This is a genomic window from Neorhizobium sp. NPDC001467 (assembly GCF_050275975.1).
Classification (GTDB): Bacteria; Pseudomonadota; Alphaproteobacteria; order Rhizobiales; family Rhizobiaceae; genus Neorhizobium.
Genome location: NZ_JBNNPS010000001.1, coordinates 957,163 through 972,152, shown reverse-complemented (window position 1 = coordinate 972,152; position 14,990 = coordinate 957,163). Strand labels below are relative to the sequence as shown.

Here is a 14,990-nt window from a genome sequence, read left to right as displayed (position 1 = left end):
TTCGTTCGGACGAGATTATGCATCTGTAAAGACGATTGGAAGTCCGCCTCGGACCGAAGCTGACTAAGCCCCGCTCCTCTACCCGAAGTGGAAAACCTAGATGAGTGTACCTTGCGCGCTCCCCTGCTCCGTCCGCTCCATTCCCGCACCCCTGCGCATCATCTCCGTGGTCGCGCTGAACCTGACGTCGATATCTCGATCTTTTGCCAGATCGGCAAGCGCCTCGTCGGTGAGTTGATCCCAGGCTTTGCCCTTGTGGACGCCGTTTCGCACCCGGGGCAGCAGACCGGGCTCCATGCTCCAGGCGATGAGCTGATCGAGACTGCTCTCGTTCAGGAGGTCACGAAGGTGGTGCGCGGTGACATAGGCGTCCGGCATTGCGCGGTGGGCGGGCAGACCGATCTCGCGGATGAGACCCTGAGGCCGACGCTGATATCGAAGCATCTGGTTGGAGAAGCTGGTGAGTTGCGGCCAGACCCGCAGCGAGCACTTCCAGGTGCAAATCCACGCTACCTCACCTGCCAGCCTCGGCGTGCAATAGCGCTGCTCGAAGGCAGCACGATGTGCGGCGAGTGCCACGACGCCACCCTCTGTTCGAAGAATTGACGGTGCGACCTCCTTCCAAAATGGAGCGCCGATCACGTCGCTGTCCTCGATGTGGTGTATAGCCATGGTCTCTGCAGATATGGGTCGTCCTGGATTGACGAACCGTGCACCTCGCTCGTCCGTCAGCTTCCAGATGCCATCCGCCCCCTGTTCAACGTCCTGCCACCCGATCTCGCAGACGTCGGTCAAGCCGTTGCCAGCGGTTTCCAGATCGATCACGCGGATGCGCAGGATGGTGCCCTCACTCATGCTGGAGGTGCTCGCTCTCTGTTGATCATCTTCGCCACCAGTCAATGGAAGTTCCTCGACTTGACCTTCAGCGTGTCGATGTGGAGGTCCGGGATATAGATGTCGCGGGTCGGCGTCACGGGCTTGTGCGTGTCGCGTGGATCAGGACCGCTGCCATGCGTGGCTCCATCGCCCCGACCGTGCGGCAGGGGGAAGTCGCCGCCCAGCTCGCCGAGGCTTGCAAGGTCGCCGGAGAAGTCGAAGAGGCGCTGTGCCACGAGATGCACGACCTCGCCCTCGCGCTGTATTCGGCCGTGGATCCCCATCATCGAGGCTGACATGACGATCCGCCGCTGCTTCTCAAACAGCGACGGCCAGACGACGGCATTGACGATGCCTGTCTCGTCTTCCAGCGTCAGGAACATCACGCCTTTGGCACTACCCGGCTTCTGTCGGACGAGAACGAGGCCTGCCGTCCACAGCCAACGCCCGTCGCGTTCAGCCATGGCCTCGGCACAGGTGACGATCCGCTTTTGCTTGAGGTCCGGGCGGAGGAACGAGACCGGATGCGACCGGAGTGTGAGGCCCGTGTGGGAGAAGTCCTCCACGACCTCCCTGCCCTCTGTCATCGACCTGAGCCGCACCTCCGGTTCCTGCATCTCCGCGACTACACTGGCTTCGCGCTCGGCGGCCGCCGCCCATAGCTCCAGCGGCTCGTCGCGTAGCGCCTTGATGTCCCAAAGCGCCTGACGCCGTTCGAGCTTCAACGACGACAGGAAGGCATCTGCCTCCGCCAGCTTGACGAGCGATGCTGTCGGCACGCCGGAGCGCCGCCACATGTCGTCGGCGCTTTCAAACGGCTGATCGGCTCGGGCGAGCACGATCCTTGCCGCATCATTGATGGGCAGTCCCTTCACCACCCGCATCCCGAGACGCACGGCAAAGCGACCCGGTTTGCTGGTCTCTTCCATGGTGCAGTCCCATCGGGAGCGGTTGACGCAGACGGGCCGCACTTCCACGCCGTGGTTCCTGGCATCCTGGACGATCTGCGCGACCGAGTAGAAGCCCATCGGCTGGGAGTTGAGGAGCGCGGTGCAGAAGACATCCGGATGATGGCACTTCACCCATGAGCTGGCATAGGCGATGAGGGCGAAGGAGGCGGCATGGCTTTCCGGGAAGCCATAGGAGCCGAACCCTTCAAGCTGGGTAAAGGTCCTCTCGGCGAAGTCCCTGGAGTAGCCGTTGTTCACCATGCCGTCGACCAGCTTGTCCTTGAACTTCGAGACGCCGCCCGTGAACTTGAAAGTTGCCATCGCACGGCGGAGCTGGTCGGCCTCGCCTGCACTGAAGCCTGCGCATACCATGGCGACCTTCATGGCGCTTTCCTGGAAGAGCGGCACGCCGAGCGTCTTTCCCAGTACCGCTTCCAGTTCCGGCGTTGGATATTCCACCTTCTCCTTGCCCTCCCGGCGGCGCAGATATGGATGCACCATGTCACCCTGGATCGGACCGGGGCGCACGATAGCCACCTGAACAACGAGGTCATAGAAGGTGCGGGGCTTGAGCCTTGGCAGCATGGCCATCTGGGCACGGGACTCGATCTGGAAAGTGCCGAGCGTGTCGGCCTTCCTGATCATCGCATAGGTCTTCTGGTCTTCCTGCGGAACATCAGCCAGACCCATCGGCTCGTTCTTGTGCTCGGCCAGAAGCTCAAAGGAGCGTGCCATGCACGACAGCATGCCGAGCGCCAGCACATCCACCTTCATGAACTTCAAGGCGTCGATGTCATCCTTGTCCCATTCCACCACCTGGCGGTCTTCCATGGCGGCAGGTTCAATGGGCACCAGATCATCGAGCCGATCCTGGGTCAGCACGAAGCCACCGGGATGCTGGCCAAGATGGCGCGGTGTGTCCATGAGCTGGGAGGCCAGATCAAGCGCCAGACGCAGCCGGTAATCAGATGCGTTCATGTTGTTCTCGGCAAGCTGTTTGTCGCCGATGCCGTCCTTCGACCAACCCCAGACGCCGGAGGTGAGCTGGCCGATCAGGTCCTCGGGTAGGCCCAGCGCCTTGCCGACATCGCGCAGTGCGCCTTTGGTCCTGTAGCGGGTGACGGTGGAGCAGAGGGCTGAGCGCGAGCGGCCATAGGTCTTGTATATCCATTGGATGACCTCCTCGCGTCTGGTGTGCTCGAAGTCGACATCGATGTCTGGCGGTTCGTTGCGCTCGGTGGAGACGAAGCGCTCGAACAGCAAGTCGCCTGTTTCCGGATTGATCGAGGTGATGCCGAGACAATAGCAGACGGCGGAGTTGGCGGCAGACCCCCTGCCCTGGCAAAGGATGTTCTTCGAGCGGGCAAAGCGGACGATGGAGTAGACCGTGAGGAAGTACGGCGCGTAGTTCATCGTCCGGATCAGGTCGAGTTCGTGCAGGATCGCCTTGCGGACCTTGTCCGGGATGCCTTCCGGATAGCGCTCCGCAGCCCCCTCCCATGCAAACTTCGTCAGCGACTGCTGGGCATCCAAACCAGGGACGATGGCTTCTTCCGGATACTGGTACTGCAGCTCGCTCATGTCGAAGCGGCAGCGTTCGGTGATCTCACGGGTCCGAGCCAGAGCTTGCCGGTAATCGGCAAACAGGCGATGCATCTCTTCAGGCGCTTTGAGGAAGCGGTCGGCATGCCGCTCGCGGTCGAAGCCGATGCTGTCGATGGTGGTGCGGTTGCGGATGCAGGTGACGATGTCCTGGAGTTGCCGGCGGCCGGGCTCATGGAAGAGCACGTCGTTGGTGACCACCGTCTTCACCTTGTGGCGTTGCGCCAGGTTCGACAGGTTGTGGAGGCGCAGCCGGTCGTTCGGGCGACGCCGCAGGCAAAGCGAGACATAGGCGCGGTCACCGAAGACTGCCGCCACCTTGCGGAGCTGGCCTGCATAGATATCGTCCGCCTCGTCGGGAACGAGAATCGCGATCATGCCCTCACTGTAGGTCTCGACATCGGAGAGGTCGAGGATGCATTTGCCCTTGCCGCCCCGGCTTTTGCCGAGCGTCAGCAGCCGCGTGAGCCTGGAATAGGCGGCGCGGTCCGTCGGGAAGACGAGCAGCGACATGCCATCGGCGAGATCAAGACGACAGCCGACCACCAGGCGCACCCCTGTGGTCTTGGCCGCCTCCCATGCCCGAACGATCCCGGCAAGCGAGTTGCGGTCGACGACGCCAATGGCTTCGATCCCGAGCACCGCCGCCGTGGCAAACAGCTCTTCGGCCGAGCTTGCGCCGCGCAGAAAGGAGAAGTGCGTCGTCACCTGGAGTTCAGCATAGCGCATGCTCTCACCCCTCACCCGAAGATGCCATGCAGGAACCACTTGTGCGATCCGGTCCCTGCATCCACGCCGTCGCCTGAACGGAAGACCCAGAGCCGCTCGCCCTGTTCGTCCTCGACCACGAAGTAGTCGCGCACCGCTTGCATCTCGCGCGGACGCAGCCACCATTCGCCAAAGATGCGTTCCGGCCCATCGGCCCGGACGATGCGGCGGCGCTTGCCGCGCCAGGTCAGGACCACCGGAGGCTGGTCGGGCAGCACCGCCATGGTCTCGATCTCCTCCGGGTGCGCCAGGAGGCGCGACGGCCTTGGCCATCTGGCGGCCCAGTCGGCTCCCGTCTCTGCTGCCGTCGGACCAACGCGCCGGACAGAGCGTTCCGGAACGTCGGAGGCCACAGGGGTGATGCGGTAAAGGCGCTGGCCACGATTGCCGAGGATATCGACAAGCGGCGTCACATCCACCACCTCCTCCTCGACGAGAGCGCTTGCGACCTGCTTCTCTTCCAGCGGCTCGGCCATTATCGCTACCAACACCATCCGCTCGATGCCGAAACCCGGGTCGATCTTCTCGATACGGTCGCAGAGCAGCTTTGCCAGCCGTGCCGGATCACGCACGGGCTTCGCAAGCCCGGCACGAAGACACTGGCGGCTATTGTCGACCCGGTGGATGATGAGGTCAGAGCGGCGCACACCCAGTCCCCTCTCCTCAAGCTTTGCCGTCAACTGCCCCACCAGCCGCCGCACATATTTGGCAATGGTCTCAGCGGCACCGATGGGCTCCTGGAAGTTCCTCGCCACCTCCACCAGTTGCGGTGTGCGCAGCGGCTCGATAGGTTCTGCAAGACGACCAAAGAGCTGATCGAGGCGGCGACCGACTTCCGGACCAAACCGCAGTGTGAGTGGCGCACGCGGCAGGGCGGACAGTTCGCCCACCGTTTCCACGCCCAGCACGCGCAGTCCCTGGATCGTGTCCGGGGGCAGCCGCAGACAATGGATCGGAAGCCCTGTCACCGCCTTCGCGACGTCGCCTCGCGGCACCACCACCGTCTCGGCACTCGTTAACCGCGCCAGTGCATGGGCCGCACCCCAGGTGTCGGCCACAGCGGCACGGGCTGTCAGGCCTTTGCCCCTTAGACCATTGACGATGCCGGAGATCAGCAGCTCCTCACCGCCCTGGAGGTGATCGGCTCCTTCGGTATCCATGACGATGCCATCGGCACCATCGACCGCAACAACGGGGGTGTATTGCCGAAGCGCCCATAGCGCCAACCGCTCGACGGCTGCCGCATCCGCAACCGGATCGGCGTCTAACATATGAAGGTTTGCCACCATGGCCTGTGCCTTGCTGGCCGCCATGCCGACCTTCAGGCCAAGCTTGCGGGCAGCAGTGTCGGCGGCCGATATCCAGCGCTTCGAGCCACTGCGGGAGATGACGACAAGCGGCTGGTCAACCGGCACGGCTCCCGCGCCATGCCTGCGAATCCGATCCGTCGGCAGATAGGGGAAATGAACAGACACGACCCTTGGCATCGCAGGCTCCTAACTCAAACTCGGCACATTCTCCCGCCTTTACCCGCATCAGCTCTGCCAGCCATCGCGCCCGTCCAACACCTGCGACGGGCAGAGCCGCAGACGGCAGGACACTGATCCGCCAGCGTGTGGTGGAGGCTGTCGGCTGGCCATAGTCGGATGCTTCCGTCTGCCGCCGCCAACGGCGCACGACGAGGCCAAGCGTCCCGGTCTTCTCGGCGGCGAGCTGCAGGCGTCGCGACGCCGTCATCGGCAGCCTCACCAGTTCACCGACGACTGCCGCCAGTCCTCCGAAGGACAGTCCCTCTTCCATGGAAGCGAGCACATCCTCCTCCCGGTCCGCCTCGCAGTAGATGACGCGATCCGGGTGAAGCCCTGCCTGCGAAAGGGCTGGTGCGAAGAGGTCCGGCCGCGTCAGGCACCACAGGACCTTTCCCTTCGACCGTGCCGCGATGCCTGCCGTGAACAAGGCCGCCGCCGCGCCGTCCACAGTACCCGCTCCGCCGCCTGCGACCTCATGCAGGGCTCCATAAGCAAGTCCTCCGCCTGGCAGTCGCTCGTCCACCTCCGGCACACCGAAGGGCAGCACCAGCGCCTTGCGCGACACGCTGCCTTCCAGATGCGCGATCCGGTCTCTTAAGTCCTCGATAACCCTTGAGGATCGGGCATGCGACATCGTTCACGATCCTCCTCAAGGCTCGCGTGGCACGGGACTTCATGTCCCAAAGAATGTTGATGTTCGCTATCTGTTCCGCTACGAGGGAAGAGTCAAGCGGAGTCAAAACAGGACAGGAACTCAGCATTTTAGCTGGAGCGAAGATTCATCCTGATGAATCAGCCTGGTAACGGCTCTGCGACCGTCACGGAGGTCGCAAAGATTCTTTTTTGGCTGCCTCAACATGAGTCGAAGCCTGTGGATGGGCGTCAATGAGGAAGGGCATGAGCAAGACAAAGTCGAAGCCGCTGGACCTGAACGCCACGCTGCGTCAGGTGCGCCATGCCGTCATCGCGGTGGAGTGCGCTGCCTGCGGCCGCTCCGGCCAGCTCGACCGCGCGATCCTTGTCAGGAAGCATGGCGCGAGCATCACCTTCGCACGGCTGCGCAGGATCGCAGCAATGGGCTGCGACCGCCTGGTGAGTACAGACGGCGACCGCTGCCAGACACGCTTTCCATGCCTCGACGCGGAATCGTAGTGCAATGACGGACGTGGTCGATCAGGAAGCGGGATCATGCGAGCAGGAGCAGGCAAGTCCCGCTCGCGTCCGCAAGATCATCCATGTTGACATGGATGCCTTCTATGCCTCGGTCGAGCAGCGCGACAATCCCGAGCTTCGAGGCAGGCCGGTGGCTGTCGGGCATGGAGAGGCACGCGGGGTTGTCGCGGCGGCTAGTTATGAAGCTCGCAAGTTCGGCGTCCACTCGGCCATGGCATCGGTCACGGCGCTGCGGAAATGTCCTGGCCTGATCTTTGTGCGTCCGCGCTTCGACGTCTACAAGGCGGTGTCACTGCAGATCAGGGAAATCTTTGCGGAATACACGACGCTTATCGAGCCCCTCTCGCTCGACGAAGCCTATCTTGATGTGACGGAGAACCTGAAGGGACATGAGATCGCCACGGAGATCGCCAAGGAAATCCGGGCGAAGATCAAAGAGGTCACGGGGCTCAATGCCTCCGCTGGTATCTCGTATTGCAAGTTCCTGGCCAAGACGGCTTCCGACCTCAACAAGCCGAACGGTCAGGCGGTGATCACGCCAAGGAACGGGCCAAAGTTCATGGAGGCGCTGCCGATCAAGAAGTTTCATGGCGTGGGTCCGGCAACAGCCGAGAAGATGCATCGCCTCGGCATCGAGACAGGTGCAGACCTGAAGTCCAAGTCGCTCGACTTCCTCCTTCAGCACTTCGGCAAGTCGGGCCCCTACTTCTATGGCCTGTCACGCGGGATCGACGAGCGCCAGGTCCGCTCGAACCGGGTTCGCAAGTCCGTGGGCGCCGAAGACACGTTCCGGCAGGACATCCACAGCCTGGAGGCGGCGCAGACAGAGATCATTCCGCTGGTCGACAAGGTCTGGCGCTACTGCGATGCCAATGACATCCGCCCACGTACGGTCACGGTCAAGATCAAGTATGCCGACTTCAGGCAGGTCACCCGCAGCCGCTCCACGAGTGCGCCGATCTCATCTGCCGCCATCATCCGGGACATCTGCGACACCATCCTGGCAGACGAGTTCCCCAGCGACAAAGGCGTGAGGCTCTTGGGTGTCACCCTCTCCTCGCTTGAGCGAGCTGACAACGTGGACGTATCGGGTCAGCAGTTCGACCTGGGACTGTAAGAACACGAACTATACGATACCATGCGCGAATAATTCTTCCTGCCGAGGTGAGAGGATGTGCAATCTCTACAACGTCACAACAAACCAGCAGGCCTTGAGAGACATCACCAAGGCCATGGATCGCCTCGGCAATCTGCAGCCATCGCTGGACGTCTATCCGGATCGGCCGGGGCCGATCATTCGCAACACGCCGGACGGCCGGGAGATGGCGATGCTGACCTGGGGCATGCCGACACCGCCGACCATCCTGCAAGGCAAGCCGGACTGTGGCGTCACCAACATCCGCAACGCTACCTCCCCGCACTGGCGCAAGTGGCTCGGCCTGATGAACCGCTGCCTCGTGCCGTGGACAACGTTCTGCGAGTACGAGGACACGAAGCCGAAGAAGACCAAGCGCTGGTTCGCCATCAACGAGAGCAAGCCTATAGCGTTCTTCGCAGGCATGTGGACGACGTGGAGCGGCACGCGCGGCTCGATGAAGACGCCGCGTGAGGGCGAGCACGAGGTCTATGCCTTCCTCACCTGCGAGCCAAACAGCGTCGTTGGCCCGATCCACCCGAAGGCCATGCCCGTCATCCTGACCACGGAGGAGGAGCTGGACGTCTGGATGCGAGCGCCATGGGACGAGGCAAAGGCCCTGCAGCGCCCTCTCCCGGACGACCGCTTGATCCTTCTGCCCGTGCAGGAGCGCCAAGAGCCGCAGGGAGCGCTGCTGTAGGTGGAACGGAATCTGGCGGATGTGATTGACTGACCGATCAGGAGGAGCCGCTGATGCCAGCTCATGTGGAAGAATACCGAGGCTATCGCATCGCCATCTATAGCCCTTCGCACCACTACGCCGTCATGAGTCCTCCAGGCAGCAACTCGGTGATGGACCTGAGGGACCGAATACCTCGCTCGACGGCGGCAGAGGGCCGCGAGCTGTGCCTTCAACGCGCGAAGGCTCTGGTCGACGAGCTGACGTCATGAGCGATGAAGGAAAGCAGATCAGCGACGGTATCCATGTCAACCACTGGTGCTGCATCGACGGCTGCGGTGAATGGGGCGGGTTCGGGCATAGCCGAAGTAAAGCGGAAAAGGTGATCTGGTGGTGTTGGGAGCACTATCCGCACAAGCCCAACAAGGCCCAATCCGAAGCGGCGGACATCGCTGACATGATCGGCAGGAAGTGAGGGAGAGATGACGACCAAGGGCAAGCTGATCGTGCTGGCAGCGTTTACGAAGAACGAGGACGGCGATCTGGTGCCAGCCTTCGATCCTCGCCAAGTAGATACCGAAGAGCGGGCGAAGCGGGACGCCAGGATGATGGCGGACAAGTATGCTGGAATCGTCGCATGGAGCCGGGAAGCCGACCCGGCCATTGGCGAGTACGGGCCGCCGATCGTCCTCTTCCAGCAGGGCGAGGTTCCGGAGCTGGAATGAGCGGAAGTTCGACAAACGTCTTCATTTCCGAGATCGTGCGGTCCGCCAACGAGATCGACAAGATCGGCGACGCCGAGCGGGGACGCTTGCTCGACCGGGCCGCCCGAACGATCCGCGAGATGAGGATCGAGAGCGGGATCAGGGCATCGGGGAGCGGAAGCGACCGACTGATGGCAATCGTCTCAGCGTCAAGGATCCCTGCGCTCTATTCCGACAACGAGATCAAACTGCACCTTCTCGATGCCGCCGCGATGATGCGCGACTTGCACATCGTGCTGGATACGAACACATCGATCAGTATCGGCAACGATATCCCCTGAACTCGCCGTTGGTTACCTCCCCGTTCGCACTACATGCGCAACGGCCATGAAATCACCTTCCCGGAGAACAAGGGAAGCCACACAAGAAGCGGCTGCATGGGCAAGCGGAGGACGTGGTAAAGCCACTCTAGCCAAGTAGCCGAAGAACCGCCCAGGGCATCGTAGGCGTGCTTGATGTTGGCGGGGAATACGCAAACTGCGTAGACGGCAAGTGCAATCGCTGCGTAGCGGACAAAGCGCGGCAGGAGCAGTCCGATGGAACCGAGGAGCTCGCAGAGACCCGTGAGGAAGATGACCAAAGCGGGATATGGAACCCAGCTCGGCGTAATGCTGAGGAAAGGCTGCGGGAAGGCGACGTGCAGGAGACCGGCAGCGCAATAGAGAGTCGCCAGGAAGTAGCGCGACCGACGCTGCCAGGCATGCACCCTGCCGCCATCGTCGATGCGGTACGCGGGTGTCAAGCCGCGTCCGCCGTGAAGCCCAAGACAGCCTTTGCAATTTCGGGAAGTTGTTCCGCCGGCTCGCCGTCAGGGCGCTGGACTCTGGCATCTCGCTCCCTCCTGAGCCCTTTCAGAACAAGCTCAAAGCCAACCCTCGCCTCGGCCAGTAGTGCGCTAGGAGCAACCGGATGATCGATGACAGGATCGAGGAGGTCGAAGACCGCCGACGCCTGTCGGGAAAGTTCGACGACCTCGCAGTCACGAGCGACCTCACCGCAAATCCGGTGCATCTGGCGGTAGCTGCGCGCCTCCGTTCCAACGTCAAGCCAATGTTCTAGCTGTCCTCGCATGTGTCTGAAACGCACACACGATCATTAGGTCGCGCCGTTAATGCTATAATAGTCAAGCTCGGATTAACCATACCGCCTTCAGGTCATTCGCGAGACATAGGGCGAGTTGAGGGAAAGCTGTTCTACTTGATAAAGCGAAAGGTCCATCAAGGATGCAAGTTTTCAGGGATGAGAGAATCTCGCTGGAACTTCCATCCGAGGCCCAAACTTTTGACTCCCTAATAAATAGCGCCTCAGGAGAACTTGGTGTGATTGTCAGACAGCTATGGAAGTATCCGGTGGCATCTCTCGGCGGCCAGGCAATTGAGCGGATCGAGGCTTATGAAGACGGAGTGATCGGTGACCGCGATCTCTTTCTTGTTGACCTCGCGACGGGTGAAGTAGCCGCTCCGGAAAAGCAGCCGCGCTGGCGCCCAGCTTTGCAGCTCTGGGCATACTGGCAAGGCAGCGTCGCTGTCGTAGCGGCGTCGAATTGGCAGCTTTCTATTGACAACCCAGATCTCGACGATGCCATTTCCGCACATTTTGGGTTCCACTGCGGCGTCAGAGCAGCAGGAACAGTGCTCGTCGCCGGCGAGCGGAAAGTGGAAGTTAAGTCTCGATACGCGGTCAGCCCCCTTCACCTCATCGCCCTGGATGAAGTCAACGCGTTGCAGGCAGCTCTTCCCAATTCCAATTCTGACATCCGGCGTTTCCGTCCCAACATTGTACTTGAAGGGGAATGGCCTGTTGCTCAGACCAGCGGCGCCAACTTCTCCATAGGAGCCATTACGGCAGCCGTCACCGAACCTACGAAACGGTGCGGTATGACGATGATCGCGCAGCCCGGTCTCGGCGAGGACCCGGAAATCCTGCGAACCATCGTGAGAACAAGGTCGCGGTGTCTCGGCGTCTACGCAACCGTGATCGGTGCTGGAACAGTATCAGTGGGCGATCGGCTGCTGACCAACTGAGACGCCTCACTTGACATGGGCTCGGCCGAAAGTGACCGGACAATCGCAGCCGACACTTTCGCCCCCATCTCATGCGCACTGGTGATCCCCTGAACGAATGGTAGCTTGTGGAGGAGGAACGGCACGGAGACGCAATAGAGCTTGTTGCTGACGTCATCTGCCACTCGTGGACGGAATTCATCATCGACGTCGATGCCCCCAGTTCGTCGATACGTCACGTCGCCGTCGCCAGCAACCGACGGTGTCCTTGCCTCTTTCAGCGCTCCTGGCACGATCAGACTTGGAAATGGGAGATCGGAAGCCGAAAGAGCATGCTGTCCTGTCGCGTCGATCAACGCATCGAATTGAAGCTTGCGCTCTCCGACCTCGATTTTCACGCCCGGCTTTTCCTCCCGACGCTTGATCTCGTACGCATCCCCTAGCGTTAGGACGTCGAGACGTCCTGAAGCATGGAGCGCTAGGAGACGCTCGATCGACTCATGTGGCACTGTGGCATATTCATCGACGAACACCGTCTTGAAGTGCTGGTGGAAGCGCTTGAGATCCTCCGTGTTGAAGTGCGGAACGGCTAGAGCGATCACTTCATGCATGCGCAGGATCGCATACCGCCAGCCGATCGTCATTCTGTGAAGCTTGTTGTGCTTCGCCTCGGAGAGATTGCGTGCAGCCGACAAGAATGGATCGGCGTTCTCTCTGGCTGCAAAGTATCGGGCGGCCAGATCTTCGACAGTTGCCAGTGCGAGGCCTATGCTCGCTGCGTAGTCCGGGTCGGCAGCCAGGATCTCGTGCTTGAAGAGATCGAAGAGCTCGTCCAGCAGACGGTCGGGCTTTTCGACCACGAGCTGACGTACGGCCTCTGGGGTGCAGTATCGGAGTGGCTCGTAAGGAATCGGGCAGTAGAAGTCGGCCTCAGGAAGAAGACCCTTGCGAGACATCATCGTCAGGTGGAATCCATCGGTGTCTTCGTGGGGCTGAAATTCCAGCGTCCCTGCGGCGTCACGCAGGAAAAACCCGTGTGCGGTAGCCACTGACACAACCGCATCGATGCCGCTCAGGGACGTCCCGAGCACCCCGACCTTCACCGGGCCAATCCGCTTGATCGCAGCCGCCGGCCACGGCGAAGAAAAGTAGCCTGGCGACGTCTCGGTATCTTCCGGCCAATCATGCCCTGTGGCCATGACGACATGATCGAACGTGGCAGTCTGCTGCTCCTCGCCGCTCCGGCTCTTGTAGGTCAGTGCGATGTCAGTCCGGTTCAACTTGATGTCCAGGACCCGGTGATTTGCCTTCACTTCGATCCCATGGCCGGCATGGAGACCCAGCTTCACAAGCATCCAGAACTGGGCGGCGAAGTAGTCTCCCAGGACCACCCGAGGATAGAACTCACGGTCTCCGATGTCGTCGATCCCGATACCCATCTCCTGGAGACGGTCGATCGGCATCGAGCGCAGCCACTCCACCAAGCTCTGCCCGATCGGCGGGATCTCGATGCTCGCGATGTTTGCGAGCATTGCTCGATCGTTGACGGCCGGATGATAAGGGGTGCCCTTTCCTGCGTCAGGCGTTTCCTCGAAGACCGTGATGAAGAGAGGTTCTGAGCAAAGGATCAGACCCCTCAGGGTGTAGATGCCCGTTGGCCCCGATCCGATAATTGCGATGCGTTTCATGAGATACTTTCAAAGCACTAGGTCCATCCGGACGCAGGGGTGAGGATTGGGACTAGACGCTAGCGCGTGTGACCGGTGAGAAATCGTTCGGCGGTGGAAACTTGACCCACTTTGACTTGAGGGGGAGTGGCTGCTACGCGACGTCCTCTGCAAGAACAAGGCTTGCGGGAGGCAGCCGACCCTCTTCTCCTCGAACCACGGCGTCGATGTAGGCCAGCGCGTTGGCCATGCCGTTCATGGTGTAGGGCTTTTCTATAGCGCCCAGCGCTCCAGCAAAACCGTTTGGGAGCTTCTTGATGTTCCCACTGACGAAGATGTACGGGATGCGCTTCTCAAAAAGCATCCGCCCGACATTGATCCCTGTAGCGCCGTCCTGCAGATGGATGTCCACGAAGGCAAATTCCGGAGCTGCGGCTTTCATAATTGCTGGTACCTGACTGCTGCTTGCCGCCATTCCAACCACGGTGTGTCCGGCGGCCTCGACTTCGCTTTCAAGCTCCATGGCAAGAAGCATCTCGTCCTCGACGATCATGACTTTCAATGGGATGAATCCTTGTCTTCCACCGGGAGGGTGACGTCCACTATGGTGCGCCGTCCTTCCATCCTGCGCTCGATGGTAGCACCGACCTGACTGGCGGAAGCTTCGAGCATCCTGCGTCCAAGTTCGGCGCTGACTGGGTCGGGTTCGACGGGCTCTGAGGTGTCCTCCACGTGAATGATGAAGTGACCGTTGAGCCTTCGCACGAGGAGGTGGATCTCTCCGCCGCCGTCGGCCAACCCTCTACGGACGGCGTCACCGACGAGTTCATTGACGATGAGCGATAGCGGCGTTGCTTTCACAGCAGGGACGAAGACGGGCGAGACATCGAGCGTCAGACGGATGTCGTCGCGTTTGACAGCCTCTACCAAGTCGGTTGCGAGCTCCCGGGCGAGGTCAGAGATATCGAACCTAGTGATATCGTTCGTCGTGAACAGCTTGCGTTGAACGGTGCTGATCGCCTCGATCCTGTTGAGCACCGAAAGCAGTGCCTGCCGCTGCCCTCGATCCTCGGTCAGCCTTACCTGCATCTTCACGATGGAAGCCATGGTTGCGAGGTTGTTCTTGACCCGATGGTCCACCTCGTGAACGAGGAGAGTGCGTGCCGCGAGCGACTCCTGCAGATCCCCTGTACGCTCAGCGACTTCCGCTTCTGCCTGATGCCGTGCGGCCGCCAGCTCGGCTTCTCTGCTCTTGATGTTGGTGAAGTCGAGCTGAGACGCAAAGAAGTACACGATCTTGCCTCCGTCATCGCGCACCGGACTGACAAAAAGCGCGTTCCAGAAAGTGCTGCCATCCTTCTTGTAGTTGAGGATGTCGATTGAAATGTCCTTTCCTGTAGAAACCGCCTCCCGAATCCGGAGCACGGCCGCCCGGCTGGTCTCAGGGCCTTGCAAAAGTCTGCAATTGCGTCCGATCAGTTCGTCGTTGGAGTAGCCTGTCAATTTCTGGAAAGCTGCATTGCAGAAGATGATGGGATTATCGTCCTGGTTGGGGTCTGTCACGATCATCGGCATACGCGTTGCCTTGAAGGCAGCCGCGAACGGATCCTCTCGAACATGTGCTTCCGCAAGGCGCTCGCCAGCGCGTCGTGCGTCAAACCTACCTTTGTCTCTGTCCTGCATTGTCTGCCCTTGAAGATCAGCTATGAACGCCGATCCGCTATGGAATGTATTGTTTCTAAGATGGTTCCGTGTCCCTGATCAGCGTCCTTTGCGATCTGGTAAAGATGTTGTTTCAGCACCGTGCGAGGATCTCTCGAGGGGGCGATGACAAGAGAACAAAA

16 protein-coding genes are annotated in these 14,990 nt (G+C 60.9%); 8 read left to right on the top strand and 8 right to left on the bottom strand.

Annotated elements, in window-relative coordinates:
• Positions 1-96: 96 nt before the first annotated feature.
• From ACQKKX_RS04875 to ACQKKX_RS04860, 4 genes are read right to left on the bottom strand one after another with little or no spacing between them, the layout of a single operon-like run.
• Complete coding sequence (locus ACQKKX_RS04875; RefSeq protein ID WP_427569273.1) at positions 97-900, bottom strand: DNA polymerase III subunit epsilon; 804 nt, start codon at positions 898-900, stop codon at positions 97-99.
• On the bottom strand, positions 897-4,157 hold the full coding sequence (locus ACQKKX_RS04870) for an error-prone DNA polymerase (RefSeq protein WP_427569272.1): 3,261 nt from the start codon (positions 4,155-4,157) through the stop codon (positions 897-899). Before ACQKKX_RS04870 ends, ACQKKX_RS04875 begins: the two co-directional genes overlap by 4 nt.
• Before the next feature lie 11 nt (positions 4,158-4,168).
• Positions 4,169-5,683, bottom strand: a complete 1,515-nt coding sequence (locus tag ACQKKX_RS04865; RefSeq protein WP_427569271.1) for a Y-family DNA polymerase — start codon at positions 5,681-5,683, stop codon at positions 4,169-4,171.
• The gene (locus ACQKKX_RS04860) at positions 5,601-6,359 is read right to left on the bottom strand and encodes an ImuA family protein (RefSeq protein WP_427569270.1); all 759 of its coding nucleotides are present in this window, start codon (positions 6,357-6,359) and stop codon (positions 5,601-5,603) included. The genes ACQKKX_RS04865 and ACQKKX_RS04860 overlap by 83 nt, the downstream gene beginning before the upstream one ends.
• 263 nt (positions 6,360-6,622) lie before the next feature.
• Between ACQKKX_RS04860 and ACQKKX_RS04855 the strand changes: the two genes are divergently transcribed.
• The 6 genes from ACQKKX_RS04855 to ACQKKX_RS04830 all read left to right on the top strand — a co-directional run bounded on the left by ACQKKX_RS04855 (position 6,623) and on the right by ACQKKX_RS04830 (position 9,757).
• Positions 6,623-6,877, top strand: a complete 255-nt coding sequence (locus ACQKKX_RS04855) for a hypothetical protein (RefSeq protein WP_427569269.1) — start codon at positions 6,623-6,625, stop codon at positions 6,875-6,877.
• A 91-nt stretch (positions 6,878-6,968) separates the two neighbouring features.
• Positions 6,969-8,015, top strand: a complete 1,047-nt coding sequence (gene dinB, locus ACQKKX_RS04850; protein ID WP_427569352.1) for a DNA polymerase IV — start codon at positions 6,969-6,971, stop codon at positions 8,013-8,015.
• Positions 8,016-8,070: 55 nt separating this feature from the next.
• A complete protein-coding gene (locus tag ACQKKX_RS04845) occupies positions 8,071-8,733 on the top strand; it encodes an SOS response-associated peptidase (protein WP_427569268.1) in 663 nt (220 codons plus the stop codon).
• A gap of 247 nt (positions 8,734-8,980) precedes the next feature.
• Entirely contained in the window at positions 8,981-9,187 is a 207-nt protein-coding gene (locus ACQKKX_RS04840; protein ID WP_427569267.1) for a hypothetical protein, read from the top strand.
• A gap of 7 nt (positions 9,188-9,194) precedes the next feature.
• Entirely contained in the window at positions 9,195-9,437 is a 243-nt protein-coding gene (locus tag ACQKKX_RS04835; RefSeq protein ID WP_427569266.1) for a hypothetical protein, read from the top strand.
• Positions 9,434-9,757: a hypothetical protein gene (locus ACQKKX_RS04830; protein ID WP_427569265.1), complete on the top strand. Its 324-nt coding sequence runs from the start codon at positions 9,434-9,436 to the stop codon at positions 9,755-9,757. The genes ACQKKX_RS04835 and ACQKKX_RS04830 overlap by 4 nt, the downstream gene beginning before the upstream one ends.
• Before the next feature lie 29 nt (positions 9,758-9,786).
• Here ACQKKX_RS04830 and ACQKKX_RS04825 read toward each other — a convergent pair whose 3' ends face one another.
• Positions 9,787-10,218 carry a DoxX family protein gene (locus ACQKKX_RS04825; protein WP_427569264.1) on the bottom strand — a complete coding sequence of 144 codons (432 nt, stop codon included), beginning with the start codon at positions 10,216-10,218 and terminating at the stop codon, positions 9,787-9,789.
• Positions 10,219-10,385: 167 nt separating this feature from the next.
• Between ACQKKX_RS04825 and ACQKKX_RS04820 the strand changes: the two genes are divergently transcribed.
• Positions 10,386-10,535: a hypothetical protein gene (locus tag ACQKKX_RS04820; RefSeq protein ID WP_427569263.1), complete on the top strand. Its 150-nt coding sequence runs from the start codon at positions 10,386-10,388 to the stop codon at positions 10,533-10,535.
• Between the two features lie 260 nt (positions 10,536-10,795).
• The gene (locus ACQKKX_RS04815) at positions 10,796-11,500 is read left to right on the top strand and encodes an MOSC domain-containing protein (protein WP_427569262.1); all 705 of its coding nucleotides are present in this window, start codon (positions 10,796-10,798) and stop codon (positions 11,498-11,500) included.
• Here the strand turns inward: ACQKKX_RS04815 and ACQKKX_RS04810 are convergent.
• From ACQKKX_RS04810 to ACQKKX_RS04800, 3 genes are all read right to left on the bottom strand, one after another.
• Complete coding sequence (locus tag ACQKKX_RS04810) at positions 11,440-13,167, bottom strand: FAD/NAD(P)-binding protein (protein ID WP_427569261.1); 1,728 nt, start codon at positions 13,165-13,167, stop codon at positions 11,440-11,442. The genes ACQKKX_RS04815 and ACQKKX_RS04810 overlap by 61 nt on opposite strands.
• Before the next feature lie 133 nt (positions 13,168-13,300).
• On the bottom strand, positions 13,301-13,708 hold the full coding sequence (locus tag ACQKKX_RS04805; protein ID WP_427569260.1) for a response regulator: 408 nt from the start codon (positions 13,706-13,708) through the stop codon (positions 13,301-13,303).
• Positions 13,705-14,829, bottom strand: coding sequence for a PAS domain-containing protein (locus ACQKKX_RS04800; RefSeq protein WP_427569259.1), 1,125 nt, complete (start codon positions 14,827-14,829; stop codon positions 13,705-13,707). Before ACQKKX_RS04800 ends, ACQKKX_RS04805 begins: the two co-directional genes overlap by 4 nt.
• Positions 14,830-14,990: the final 161 nt, after the last annotated feature.